The 12,377-nt window shown below is 62.0% G+C and carries 13 protein-coding genes; 7 read left to right on the forward strand and 6 right to left on the reverse strand.

The window, feature by feature from the left end; all coding sequences use genetic code 11:
- Positions 1-5: 5 nt before the first annotated feature.
- Complete coding sequence (locus tag D0550_RS20525; protein WP_116811057.1) at positions 6-1,103, forward strand: carboxynorspermidine decarboxylase; 1,098 nt, start codon at positions 6-8, stop codon at positions 1,101-1,103.
- A gap of 32 nt (positions 1,104-1,135) precedes the next feature.
- Positions 1,136-2,377 carry a saccharopine dehydrogenase family protein gene (locus D0550_RS20530; RefSeq protein ID WP_116811058.1) on the forward strand — a complete coding sequence of 414 codons (1,242 nt, stop codon included), beginning with the start codon at positions 1,136-1,138 and terminating at the stop codon, positions 2,375-2,377.
- A 21-nt stretch (positions 2,378-2,398) separates the two neighbouring features.
- Here D0550_RS20530 and speE read toward each other — a convergent pair whose 3' ends face one another.
- The 5 genes from speE to D0550_RS20555 form a co-directional block, all read right to left on the reverse strand.
- Positions 2,399-3,280 (reverse strand): polyamine aminopropyltransferase, encoded by an 882-nt coding sequence (speE, locus tag D0550_RS20535; RefSeq protein ID WP_116811059.1) that lies wholly within the window; start codon positions 3,278-3,280, stop codon positions 2,399-2,401.
- A complete protein-coding gene (gene speD, locus D0550_RS20540) occupies positions 3,273-3,740 on the reverse strand; it encodes an adenosylmethionine decarboxylase (protein WP_116811060.1) in 468 nt (155 codons plus the stop codon). Before speD ends, speE begins: the two co-directional genes overlap by 8 nt.
- A 40-nt stretch (positions 3,741-3,780) precedes the next feature.
- On the reverse strand, positions 3,781-4,677 hold the full coding sequence (locus D0550_RS20545) for a universal stress protein (protein WP_153067248.1): 897 nt from the start codon (positions 4,675-4,677) through the stop codon (positions 3,781-3,783).
- 19 nt (positions 4,678-4,696) lie between these two features.
- Positions 4,697-5,140 (reverse strand): hypothetical protein, encoded by a 444-nt coding sequence (locus tag D0550_RS20550; RefSeq protein WP_116811062.1) that lies wholly within the window; start codon positions 5,138-5,140, stop codon positions 4,697-4,699.
- Between the two features lie 86 nt (positions 5,141-5,226).
- Positions 5,227-6,585, reverse strand: a complete 1,359-nt coding sequence (locus D0550_RS20555) for a Glu/Leu/Phe/Val family dehydrogenase (protein WP_206606434.1) — start codon at positions 6,583-6,585, stop codon at positions 5,227-5,229.
- A 315-nt stretch (positions 6,586-6,900) separates the two neighbouring features.
- On the opposite strand from D0550_RS20555, the gene D0550_RS20560 reads away from it, so the two are divergent.
- The 4 genes from D0550_RS20560 to D0550_RS20575 all read left to right on the forward strand — a co-directional run bounded on the left by D0550_RS20560 (position 6,901) and on the right by D0550_RS20575 (position 10,809).
- Positions 6,901-7,821 (forward strand): universal stress protein, encoded by a 921-nt coding sequence (locus D0550_RS20560; protein ID WP_161965949.1) that lies wholly within the window; start codon positions 6,901-6,903, stop codon positions 7,819-7,821.
- A complete protein-coding gene (locus tag D0550_RS20565) occupies positions 7,818-8,582 on the forward strand; it encodes a universal stress protein (RefSeq protein ID WP_153067249.1) in 765 nt (254 codons plus the stop codon). Before D0550_RS20560 ends, D0550_RS20565 begins: the two co-directional genes overlap by 4 nt.
- Positions 8,583-8,769: 187 nt before the next feature.
- The gene (gdhA, locus tag D0550_RS20570) at positions 8,770-10,113 is read left to right on the forward strand and encodes an NADP-specific glutamate dehydrogenase (RefSeq protein ID WP_116811066.1); all 1,344 of its coding nucleotides are present in this window, start codon (positions 8,770-8,772) and stop codon (positions 10,111-10,113) included.
- A 72-nt stretch (positions 10,114-10,185) separates the two neighbouring features.
- Complete coding sequence (locus D0550_RS20575; protein WP_116811067.1) at positions 10,186-10,809, forward strand: exopolysaccharide biosynthesis protein; 624 nt, start codon at positions 10,186-10,188, stop codon at positions 10,807-10,809.
- A gap of 8 nt (positions 10,810-10,817) precedes the next feature.
- On the opposite strand, the gene D0550_RS20580 is transcribed toward D0550_RS20575, so the two are convergent.
- Positions 10,818-11,849 (reverse strand): SDR family oxidoreductase, encoded by a 1,032-nt coding sequence (locus D0550_RS20580; protein WP_116811068.1) that lies wholly within the window; start codon positions 11,847-11,849, stop codon positions 10,818-10,820.
- A gap of 131 nt (positions 11,850-11,980) precedes the next feature.
- Between D0550_RS20580 and D0550_RS20585 the strand changes: the two genes are divergently transcribed.
- Positions 11,981-12,346, forward strand: a complete 366-nt coding sequence (locus D0550_RS20585) for a BON domain-containing protein (RefSeq protein WP_116811069.1) — start codon at positions 11,981-11,983, stop codon at positions 12,344-12,346.
- Positions 12,347-12,377: the final 31 nt, after the last annotated feature.

Genomic DNA, 12,377 nt, shown 5'->3' on the forward strand with positions numbered 1-12,377 from the left:
CAGTAATGATCCAGACACCGTACTACCTGATCGACAAGGCCGCACTGCTGCGTAACCTGGAAAAGATTGCACAAGTGCGTGCGCTGTCCGGTGCGAAGGTGCTGCTCGCACTGAAGTGCTTTGCGACCTGGTCCGTGTTCGACCTGATGCGCGAGTACATGGACGGCACGACCTCCTCGTCGCTGTTCGAAGTGCAACTCGGTCACAAGCACTTCGGCGGCGAAACGCAGGCGTACAGCGTCGCCTGGGCCGATGCCGAGATCGATCGAGTGGTGTCGCACGCCAACAAGATCATCTTCAACAGCATCGGACAGCTCGAGCGCTTTGCCGATAAGACCTCCAGCATTGCGCGCGGGCTGCGCCTCAATCCGAAAGTCAGCTCGTCCGGCTTCGACCTCGCCGATCCGGCCCGTCCCTACAGCAGGCTCGGCGAGCATGATCCGGAAGCGGTCGCGGCCGTGCTCGACCGCATCGACGGCTTCATGATTCACAACAATTGCGAAAACGCCGATTTCGAGCGCTTCGACCGGCTGCTCGGCATGGTCGAGGAACGCTTTGGCGCGCTGTTCGAGCAGGTTCGCTGGATCAGTCTGGGCGGCGGCATCCACTTTACGGCCGAGGGTTATCCCATCGAAAAGTTCTGCGAGCGCCTCAAGCGCTTTGCGGAGCGCTTCGACGTGCAGGTGTACCTGGAGCCCGGCGAAGCCGCAATTACGCGCAGCACGACGCTGGAAGTCTCCGTGCTCGATACGCTGTTCAACGGCAAGAATCTGGCGATCGTGGACGCCTCCACCGAGGCCCACATGCTCGACCTGCTAATCTATCGGCAGAGCGCCAGAATCAGCCCTGACCGGGGGCCGCACGAGTACATGCTGTGCGGCAAGTCCTGTCTGGCCGGCGACGTCTTCGGCACCTTCGGGTTTGCCAAACGACTTGAAGTGGGCGACCGCGTCTCCATCCAGGACGCCGGCGGCTACACCATGGTCAAGAAGAACTGGTTCAACGGCGTGCAGATGCCCGCCATCGTCATTCGCGAGCTCGACGGGTCGCTGCGACCGGTTCGCGAATTTACCTTTGCAGATTACGAATCGAGCCTGTCCTAAACGCTCGTGCAATTGGAGGAGATCTTCCCGGAATGAGAAAGAACGTGCTCGTCATCGGCGCCGGCGGCGTCGGTCAGGTGGTCGTTCATAAATGCGCACAGAACAATAAGATTCTCGGCGACATTCACCTAGCATCACGCACCATCGACAAATGCCATCGCATCATTGAGTCGGTGCATGAGAAACAAGCGCTAGCGACCAACGGTACGCTGACAGCGCATGCGCTCGACGCCATGGACATAACGGCGACGGCGAACCTCATCCGGCAGACTGGCGCTCAGATCGTCATCAATGTCGGCTCCTCCTTTCTCAACATGTCGGTGCTGTCGGCCTGCATTGAGACGGGTGCCGCCTACATCGATACCGCCATCCACGAGGACCCGAGAAAGATCTGTGAGACTCCGCCCTGGTATGCGAACTACGAGTGGAAACGCCGCGCCGAGTGCGAACGCGCCGGTGTAACAGCCATCCTGGGTGCCGGCTTCGATCCTGGGGTCGTCAATGCCTATGCGAAGCTCGCCTTGGATCGATATTTCGAGCGGGTCGACTCCATCGACATCGTCGACATCAACGCCGGCAGTCACGGTCGTTTCTTTGCCACGAATTTCGATCCCGAGATCAACTTCCGCGAGTTCACCGGACAGGTGTGGTCGTGGCAGAACAATCGCTGGACCTCGAACAAGATGTTTGAAGTCAGCCGCGACTGGCAGCTACCCGTGGTGGGCACACAGCGGGCGTATTTGACGGGCCATGACGAGGTGCATTCGCTCTCGCAACTCCTGGGCGTTCCCAACGTGCGCTTCTGGATGGGCTTCAGCGATCACTACATCAATGTGTTCACGGTGCTGAAGAATCTCGGACTGCTCTCCGAGCAGCCGCTGCGCACGGCCGAGGGGCAGGAAGTGGTGCCGCTCAAGGTCGTCAAGGCGGTCCTGCCCGATCCTGCATCGCTGGCTCCCGGTTACGCAGGCAAGACTTGTATCGGTGTGCTGGCGCAGGGAGAGAAGGACGGGCGAGCGCAGGAAGTGTTCATCTACAACGTCGCAGATCACAAGCAAGCGTTCGACGAAGTTGGCAGCCAAGGTATTTCCTATACCGCAGGTGTCCCAGCTGTCGCCGCCGCCATGCTGATCGCCTCGGGCGAATGGGACGTTCGCAAGATGGTCAACGTCGAGGAACTCGCTCCGCTGCCGTTCCTCACGCTGCTCGATCGGCTGGGCCTGCCCACCCGCGTCGTTCACCAAGGCGTCGACTCGCCCGTGCCAGGCGAGTGAGTCAGTGAGGCCCCTAACGAGTTAGGGGCCTGCGCCCTCGGGTCGCGCAATGCAGCCCTTCACCGGCTCGGCGATGTACGGCGGCAGTACAAAAGCCGCTCGATGCATCGCCGAGCTGTAGTACCGCAAGCCCAAGCCGCTCTTCGCAACTCGCTGCTCGAGCCGGTCGACCGACGGCCGGTCCAGTCGCAGACAGTCGCTGGCCCAGCCGATGGCCAGGTGCCCGCCAATGTAGCTCGGCGAAGCGAGCAGATAGCAGCCGGCAAACTTGAACACCGACGCCAGATTCGACACCGTCGATGCAAACGCCTCGCGCTGCAGGAAAGGCACGCCCGCCTGCACCGCCAGGACACCGCGCACTCGCAGGCAGCGCCGGATATTCCGGTAGAACTCCGCGCTGAACAGCTTGGCTGCCGGGCCGATGGGATCGGTCGAATCCACCAGGACCGCATCGAAGCTCTCGGTCAGGCCATCGACGAATCTGACGCCGTCCTCGATCCTCAAATGGAAGCGCTCGTCCTCGAACACTGCAGCGTTGATCGCGCCCAGGTGGCGGCGAGCCGAGCTCACGACAGCGACGTCGATCTCTACTTGGAACACTCTGCGCACGCTCTCGTGCTTCAGCACCTCCTCCGCCAGACCGCAATCGCCGCCGCCGATGATCAACACATCGCGGACATCGCCGTGCGCGAACAGCGGCACGTGAGCAAGCATCTCGTGATAGATGAATTCATCCGCAGTGGTCACTTGCGTGACGCCGTCGAGCAGCATCACGCGCCCGAACTGATCGTTCTCGATCAACGTCAGCTGCTGATGCGGCGTGTGGGTCTGCGCCAGCACGCGATTCACTCCGTAGGACAGGCGCAGGCCGGGCGCCAGCAGCTCTTCGGTCCAATCAGTCATTCATCCGACCTCGCAACAATTCCTGGATCTCCGCTCGCCTCGGGCTGAATGCCTCCAGCAACACCTCGATACAACGCTCGGGACGTGCCTGACCACACATGAAGATATCCAAGGCCGCATAGCTGCGCTCCGGCCATGAGTGAATGGAAATGTGACTTTCGGCGAGCACCGCGACGCCGCTGATGCCGCCGTTGGGCTCGAAGCGATGCAAATGGATGTGCAGCAGCGTTGCGCCAGCACTCTCCACACACCGGCGCAAGGTACGCTCCATCAGGGGCTGGTCATCGAGACGGTTGGCGCCGTGCAGATCGATGATCAGGTGAACGCCAGCACAGCGCACTCCGCCGCGTTCCGTGATCCAAGCGCTCGAGTCGGCGTCAGCCTGAGGGGTTTTCTGCAGCTCCCTCACAGCCGTTTCCTGACTAAGCAGCTTGAAACGCTCAGCGCACAGCGATGTCATTTCCAGTTTTGCCCTCCTGAATAACGCCGCGATCACTCACTCACGCTCCCGACACAGTAGGCCGCAACTCGCCCGCGCTCGTCGCCGACCTGATCGAATCACGAGGCACGATCAACACATCGCAGCCGCCCAGCACCTTCAAGAGCTGATTGGCGACGCTGCCAAGCAGCGCTCGCCGCATTCGACTCACAGCCCGGGTTCCCATGACCAACAACTGCGGCTGATGCCTCTCGACCGCACGCAGGATCGCCGGTATCGGATGTCCCTCTTCGAGCAGGACCTCATAACGACTGTCGTCCGCGCTCTCCCGGCTCAGCAGTTGCTGGATGCCAGTTGCAGCTCGATCGCGGGCTTCGTACGCGGTCGTCGCCTGTCTCGCGGATGGCACCATCCCTTTCAACGGCGGCTCATACACGTGCAGCACGGTCGCTTGCGATTGCGGCCTGAGCACCAGCGACTCTGCGGCGCGAACCGCCAAGCCCGATTCAGGCGAGTCATCGAGTGCGAACAACACGTTCCGATAGCTCACATCCGCCTCCTGTTGCACGAGCAGCAGCGGACACTTGCGGGCGCTCAACACTTTTTCAGCGATCGTTCCGGACACTCCATCGACCACGTTGCGTCGTTCGTGAGGTCCGATGATCAACAGGTCGGACTGCTCCCGCTCGATCGTGTCGCAGATCAGCCGTACTGGATTGCCCGGGCGAACGACCACCTCGGGTCCCGCTCCGTGCCGCCACAGCGGCGGGCGAACACGGGAGCGCATGCGAGCGATGGCGATCTGCAACTCCTGCTCCAGAACTCGCTCCGACGCGGTTGGAGAGACGACGTGCAGCAGCGACAGGTCTGCGCCGAGCTCTGCTGCGAGAATGCCGGCGCGATCGACGGCCATCTCACTCTTCGGTAGCAGATCAGTCGCACATAACAATCTCGTCACATCGGCACTCCGCGTCAGTTCATGCAGCAACGCCCGCAGGCGGCGGATCGTCAAGTTGTTCGTAGTGACTCAGCCACATCACCAGCTGGCCATGTCCTCCGGTCATGCTTGCAAACCGATCCGGATAGCCGAGCAGAACTGCCAGCGGCGCGCTGGCGCGCACGATGCCGAACCTGCGATTCACTTCGGCATCCATGATCGCCGCACGACGCAGCCTCAGATCCTCCCTGATCTCCTCATAGCACCCAGGAGAACACAGCACGCGCAGGCCCATGATCGGCTGCTCGAGCCGTTCTCCCTGTCGATAACGGATCGTGGGTGGGCCGATGCGCAGCATGTCGCCATACACATCGGTGAGCCGGCGCACGGGCCGCTCCAATGCCATCTCGGTCTCGGCAGCGATCACCAAGCCGCGTCCGTTGGCGCTGTATGAAGCGCTCGAATCCTTGGGCAGCAGCAGCATCGCTTTCTGAGCAAAGTCGAGTTGGAACCGCTCGCTTCGATGCGAGCAGCTTTGTTCAATCGGAAAATCTGCTAGCACAGCCTGCCCTACTGCTTGCGGTCCCTGCGCGTCAGCATCGCGCCCCGCAGCGATTCGGCGCGCGCGACCCGCTCGATTGCGATGAGCCACGCGGCTTCTCGAAAAGACATATCTCGCGCTTCGGCGATCTTGCGTACGGCGCGATAGGCGCGGACCAGATAGGAACGCAGCTGCCGATTCACCTTCTGGCGTGGCCACTGGGCCTGTTGCAGGTTCTGCGTCCATTCGAAATAACTCGCCACGACGCCACCGGCGTTGGCCAGCAGATCGGGAATGACATCGATGCCTCGACTGCGCAGGATCCGGTCCGCGCCGGCAGTCGTCGGCAGATTCGCTCCTTCGACGATGACAGAGGCGCGCACTTTGCCCGCATTGTTTTCGGTCAAGGCATTTTCCAGGGCCGCCGGAATGAGCACATCGCACGGCACAGCGATCAGCTCCTCGTTCTCGATCGGCACTGTGCCCGGACAGCCCACGACGGATCCGGTCAGTCGCACATGCTCGATCAAATCGTGCACGTGCAACGGGCTCGACCCGCTGCTGCGAATGCCACCGTTTACGTCCGCGACTGCGATGATCTCGCCGCCATGGTGCTCGATGAACGCAGCCGCATTCGAGCCGACGTTGCCGAACCCTTGAATCGCTACACGCATCCCTCGCAACGAACGTCCGCTTGCCTTCAGATGCTCAGCGAGCACGATACCGATGCCTGTGCCAGTCGCAGCCGCCCGGCCGCGAATTCCACCGAGTTCGACCGGCTTCGACGTGACGCAGGCCGGACTGTATCCGTGCCGGGAGCTGAATTCGTCCAGGATCCACGCCATGACTTGCTCGTTCGTATTCACGTCCGGCGCAGGGATGTCTCGGAACGGACCGATGAATCGGTGGATGCGCGACACGTAGCGGCGCGTCAAACGCTCCTGTTCGGCGAGCGACAGCTTCGACGGATCGCACGCGATGCCGCCCTTGGCACCGCCAAACGGCACATCCACGAGCGCCGTTTTCCACGTCATGATCTCTGCGAGCGCGTGCATCTCACCAATGTTTACATCGGGATGAAATCGAATGCCGCCCTTCGCCGGCCCGCGCGCACCGCTGTGCTGGACGCGATATCCAGCAAACACGCGCAGCGACCCGTCGTCCATCTGTACCGGCACGGCGACCTTCACTTCGCGAAACGGCGTGCGCAACAACAGCTGCTGATCGGCAGACAGCCCTAGATGTTGAGCGGCGAGCGTGAAATTGTGATCCGCAGTCACCTCGACTTCGGTCCGACCCTCCGACGACGGCGCTATCGAGCGGGGCTCGAGAGCCACCACGGCCGATGGCGAATCGATTGCGTGTCGGACGGTCTGCGGCGAATGCACTGAACACTCCTTCCTGGCAAGAGTTGCTGCGCCGTGTTGTACCGCTTCGGCCGCCTTGTTAACAATTGGAAATATTCTCGCCATCACTTCGAGTTTCTCTAATCGGCGCGAGCGGCGTTGCGAGTCACTCGGAAACCTCGCACCCCCATCTCGCCGCTTCGATGTTTTCTAACTGTGCGGACACCTATTTCTAATGGATCTAAGCGCCCGACGTCGGTACAACTAGGACGATCACGATCACGGGACCAAGGCGCACACCATCACGGCAATCTCAGGAGGTGAACGATGGAAGGCATATCCAGTTGCGGAAGAGCGATGCTCTGGCAGAAAACCGCGGTTGCGGCTGGCATTCCGAAACCGCGGATACTGTGTGCAACTGATCTGGGCGTGCGCTCCGAGCGCGCCATGCAACGCGCCGCGCTGCTGGCTCAGCAGATGAATGCAGAGGTGCTCTTCGTGCACGCCGTGAACGACAGCCTGGCAGGGCGAGTGCTGCGATCGAAGGTGAATCGCGCCTATGCAAGACTCACCTTCCAGAGTGAGCATTTCATGAAGCACGCTCCCGAGAACGCCATGGCAGCGGTGCAACTGGGCAAGCCCGTGGACGTCCTGATCGCCGCGGCCCGAGAATTCAAGCCTGATCTCATCGTGCTGGCGCAGCCAAAACGTCGGCGCCTGGATGCGATAATCGGCACGACTGCAGAACGGATCATTCGCGGCGCAGATTGTTCCGTGCTCCTGGTAGCCAACTCTGCCGAGCAAACGTACGAGCGCGTGGTCCTCGCCACGGATCTTTCCTCAACGTCGGCGCACGTCACGCGTACCGTCGTGAACATGGGCATGCTGAAGAACGCTCACACTTGGGTCGTGCATGCGTTCGGGCTGCCCTATCACGATATCGCGGCGGCCGATAACCTCGATTACATCGAAGGCCTGGCGCGACAAATAAACTGGCATTCCACCGCTCGCCAGGACGTGCTGCGGAGCCTGGAAGACGCGGGTGTCGACCTCACTCGCGTACACGTCTCGACCGAGCTCGCACGGCCGCTGACTGCAATTCGACACGCGCTCGACACAGGACAGCCCGAGCTGCTCATCATCGGCGTGGGTCGGTGGCTCGCCCTCAAGCGGATTCTGATCGGCAGCGTCGCGCATCAAGTATTACGCAGCGTGAGCTGTGACGTTCTCGCCATTGCTCCCCCACCGGCGGAAAGGAAGTGGCTGCAAGCGGCATGACGAAACTGAGCCTGATTTCCAAACAGCAACCGCTCGCCATCAAAGCTCACGTGAGCAGCGCGCTGGGGAGCACCGGCTTCAAAGTCATGTGCGCGACCGATCTTTGGGGAGAATCGGACCACGCTTTACGCAAGGCGATGTGGCTCGCCGAAGAAATGGATGCCGAGCTGTTGTTGCTGCACGTAGTGGATGGCGAGACGCCACTGCGTATCAGCGGCAGACGGGCCGAGCACGCCCACGGGGCTCTCGAATGGCACGTGCGGCGGTGGCCAGACTTCAAGCCTCGCCCGGCCATCTCCGTTCGCATCGGCAACCCTCACCGTACGATCAGCCGCGTGGCACAGGAGTGGCGCGCGGACCTGATCGTCCTGGGCTCCTCCAGGCCACGCCTCATGGACAGGTTTCTTGCGACGACGGCCGAACGCGCCGCCGCCGAAGCACGATGCGCGGTCCTGGTCGTCAACGACGGCAAACCGCAGGCGTACCGCCATGTGACGATCGTTGCACCATCGCGCGGTCAGGCGGCCGCTCTGGAGCAAGTTATGTCCAAGCTCGAGGTCTTGCACGCCTCGCGTCGTATGGATGTACGCATCGGCGGGCGGACCGTATCGCTGCTTCGCCAGCCTGATTGCGTCATCGTGACAGCGGACCGGTGGCCGGCACTTTCCGGCCTGTTCCGGCGCAGCCGCGCCAGCCTGCTGGCGCAGTCCAAGGCCATGGATCTTTTGATCGTGCCGCACCGGAACGTTGCCGTGGCTTGATCGAGAGCGCTTTTATTGACAAACCAGATTTGGTAGGTCATCGGAGCCTGTAACCCGAAGATTGCTCATCGGCCGCTGCGCCGAGGCTGATTGCTGCTCGCCCCTTTCTAAGCCCTGCGCAGCTTGATATGGTCGCCCCCCTTTTTGGTATACCGAGCTCGCAACGTCGCGAGCCCCCTGGGAGTTAATGGTGACCCCGAGCGAGCAGATCGAGCACATCTATCAGCAAGTCATACAGCGCAACCCCGGTGAAGCCGAATTCCACCAGGCCGTTCGCGAAGTGCTGGATTGCCTGGGGCCGGTCCTGGCCAAACACCCGGAATACGCCGATCAGAAGATCATCGAGCGGATCTGCGAGCCGGAGCGCCAGCTGATTTTCCGCGTGCCCTGGCAGGACGACCGCGGTGTCGTGCAGATCGCCCGTGGCTTCCGCGTCGGCTTCAACAGCGCGCTCGGCCCCTACAAGGGCGGCCTGCGCTTTCATCCGTCGGTATACCTGGGAATCATCAAGTTCCTGGGCTTCGAGCAGATCTTCAAGAACGCGCTCACCGGCCTGCCGATCGGCGGCGCCAAGGGCGGCTCGGATTTCGATCCGAAGGGGCGCAGTGACAACGAGATCATGCGCTTCTGCCAGAGCTTCATGACCGCGCTGTACCCTCACCTGGGCGAGTACACCGACGTGCCCGCCGGCGACATTGGCGTCGGCTCGCGCGAGATCGGGTACCTGTTCGGCCAGTACAAGCGCATCACCAATCGCTACGAGTCCGGCGTGCTGACCGGCAAGAGCCCGCACTGGGGCGGTGCGTTGGTGCGACGTGAAGCGACCGGCTACGGTACGGTCTACTTCGTCGAAGAGATGCTGAAGTCGCGCGGCGACGGCATCGAAGGCAAGCTGTGCACCGTGTCCGGTTCGGGCAACGTCGCAATCTATGCGATCGAGAAACTGCAGGAACTGGGCGCCAAGGTCATTGCCTGCTCGGATTCCAATGGCGTCATTCACGATCCGCGCGGCATCGACCTCAAACTGCTCAAGCAATTGAAAGAGGTCGAACGACGGCGCATCAGCGACTACGCCAAGCACCGCGAAGCCAAGTACATCCCGAACGGCTTCATCTGGGACATTCCGTGCGAGGTGGCGCTGCCTTGTGCGACTCAGAACGAGCTCGATGAAACTGCAGCGAAAACGCTGGTCCGCAACGGTTGCATCGCTGTCGGCGAAGGCGCCAACATGCCGACCACTCCGGGCGGCGTGCGAACCTTCATCGGTGCCGGCACCGCGTACGGCCCGGGCAAAGCGGCCAACGCCGGTGGCGTGGCAACCTCGGCGCTCGAAATGCAGCAGAACGCGAGCCGCGACGCCTGGAGCTTCGAGCACACCGAGCGCCGGCTGCACGAGATCATGAAGAACATCCATCACGACTGCTTCGAGACGGCCAAGGAGTTCGGCAGCCCGGGCAACTACATGATCGGCGCGAACATCGTCGGCTTCCGGCGCGTGGCCGAAGCGATGCTGGCGTTCGGCGTGATCTGACGGCCGTCTGCGGCAGCCCGATCCCGGCGACAGCTATACTGCGGTACTCCCGCCTCTCGTTGTCGCCGTCCAGTGCTGTCCGCAAATCGCCACTCCGCACTATCCGAACTGCTATCCCAAATCGCAGAAGATGAAAGTCGGGAGCGGGTCTCCATCGGAGACCTGCTCGCGATGGCGGGCGATCGCGCATTTGGCGCACTGATCTTCGTATTCGCGCTGCCCAACGTCTTTCCGACGCCGCCGGGCACGTCGGCAATCCTGGGATTGCCGCTGATTATCCTGTCCTTTCAGCTGCTCTATGGCCGTCCGACGCCCTGGCTGCCGAAGGCGATTGCCCTCCGGTCGATCGCTCGTGAGGATCTCGCTGCGGTGGTACGACGCGCCGTGCCAGTGCTGAAGCGATTCGAGCGGGTATTGAAGCCGCGCTTGGGCTGGCTGGTCACCTCAGTTGCAGAGCGTCTGCTTGCCCTGCTGTTGCTGACTCTTGCTGTGATCCTCTTCTTGCCCATTCCCCTCGGCAACATGCTGCCGGCAGCGGCCATGTGCGTCATTTCGCTGGCCTTGATCGAGCACGATGGCCTGGCTGCACTGCTGGGTGTCGTGATCAGCGCCATCTCGATGTTGGTCATCTGGGGCGCAATGATCGCCGTACTGAAGGCGATCCTGTTGGCAGTCGAACACTTCGCAGGCGTCTGAGCGGAGCGTCATCTCCTCAACGCAACGAGCGCCGCCAGGACGGCTATGCAGCCGCCAGCAATCAGCGACCGATGCCTGGTCAGCGACCACTGAATGCTGGAGCGGCGAGCCTCGCGGTCGAAGCGACCATGCGCTCCGGGATTCACATCGCACGGCTCGTACAGATTGGCACACGCATCCGGCGGCGACGGCTCGGCAGTGATCTGCCCGCTGTAGCCCTCTTTCGCCAGCACATGATCGAGCCAGCCCGGAAACATTTTATTGGCGGTCACCGCCTTGACTGCCGGCCAGCCGACGAACACTTCTCGGCGCCGATGCCGTGCCGCCCAGACGATCGCGTCGGCCGCAATCTCCGGCTGGAAAATCGGCGGGACCGGCATCGGGCGCTTGCCCACCAGATCCAACGCCCAGTCGAACTGCGGCGTGTTGAATGCCGACAGAATCACCATTGTTACGTGAATGTTGCTCCGGTCGTGCAACAGCTCGGAGCGCAGTGAGTCGGTGAAGCCACGCAAGGCGTGCTTGGCCCCACAGTACGGCGCCTGCAGGGGAATGGCGCGGTATGCCAAAGCCGAGCCCACTTGCACGATCACGCCGCGATTGCGAGCACGCATACGCTTCAGCGCGCTCAATGTGCCGTAGACGGCACCGAGATAGGTGACTTCCGTCGCTCGCTTGACCTGGCCGCCATTCAAAGCGCTGATCGGGCCGAAGATCGTCGCCATCGCGTTGTTCACCCAAACGTCGATTCGACCCCACTCTTGTTCCACGCGCGCGGCGGCAGCCTCCACCTGATTCTCATCGGCCACGTCAGTCGGAATGACCAGAGCAGTCGCGCCAGCACTTTCTATTTCCTCACGCGCGCCCTCCAAGCCGCGCTCACCGCGCGCCAGCAACGCGATCCGAGCACCGGGCCGTGCGAACGCACGAGCCGTGGCACGACCAATGCCACCCGAAGCGCCAGTCACAACGATGACTTCGCCATCTTGTGCTCTTGGTTCCGTCCTCTTGCGACTGGTTCCAGAATTTCGCAACGTCATGTAGGCCGAACGTCATCGACCACAGTTTGTTCCTCAACGTCAGGGATCGAACGACGGCTCGCGCGCGGCGCCGGAACCGATTCGAGCCCGATTCGTTAGCCGAGAACCACTGGGTGTTGAGGATTCGTGAAATGGCCTGGGATCCAGATGAATTGGGTGAAGGCTTCGAGCGTCGCGGCTGGCGCCCTGGCAGCGACTATTACGGCAACAATCCTGCAGCCTATGGCGTTGGCTTGGGCAATCAGCGCGGCCGGGGACCGAAGGGCTACCGTCGCTCCGACGAGCGCATTCGTGAAGATGTTTGCGAATCCCTGACCACGGACGGCCAGATCGATGCTTCCAATATCGATGTAGCCGTCGAGGACTGCGAAGTCACATTGTCGGGCGCTGTGAATTCGCGTCAGCAAAAGCATCGCGTCGAAGACCTCATCGAAATGATCCCGGGCGTCAGACAGGTGAACAATGGCTTGCGGATCGCGCCACCGCCCCAGTGGTGAGGCATACGCGCGTGTTCCCAGGAGATCGAAC

The sequence above is a fragment of the Steroidobacter cummioxidans genome, from assembly GCF_003104955.1.

Coding starts and splice junctions, on each gene's coding strand:
- D0550_RS20580 (WP_116811068.1), bottom strand. CDS start 11,849: ATGACGTTGCGAAATTCTGGAACCAGTCGCAAGAGGACGGAACCAAGA.
- D0550_RS20530 (WP_116811058.1), top strand. CDS start 1,136: ATGAGAAAGAACGTGCTCGTCATCGGCGCCGGCGGCGTCGGTCAGGTG.
- speD (WP_116811060.1), bottom strand. CDS start 3,740: ATGACATCGCTGTGCGCTGAGCGTTTCAAGCTGCTTAGTCAGGAAACG.
- gdhA (WP_116811066.1), top strand. CDS start 8,770: ATGGTGACCCCGAGCGAGCAGATCGAGCACATCTATCAGCAAGTCATA.
- D0550_RS20525 (WP_116811057.1), top strand. CDS start 6: ATGATCCAGACACCGTACTACCTGATCGACAAGGCCGCACTGCTGCGT.
- D0550_RS20585 (WP_116811069.1), top strand. CDS start 11,981: ATGGCCTGGGATCCAGATGAATTGGGTGAAGGCTTCGAGCGTCGCGGC.
- D0550_RS20565 (WP_153067249.1), top strand. CDS start 7,818: ATGACGAAACTGAGCCTGATTTCCAAACAGCAACCGCTCGCCATCAAA.
- D0550_RS20560 (WP_161965949.1), top strand. CDS start 6,901: ATGCTCTGGCAGAAAACCGCGGTTGCGGCTGGCATTCCGAAACCGCGG.
- speE (WP_116811059.1), bottom strand. CDS start 3,280: ATGACTGATTGGACCGAAGAGCTGCTGGCGCCCGGCCTGCGCCTGTCC.
- D0550_RS20550 (WP_116811062.1), bottom strand. CDS start 5,140: ATGCTGCTGCTGCCCAAGGATTCGAGCGCTTCATACAGCGCCAACGGA.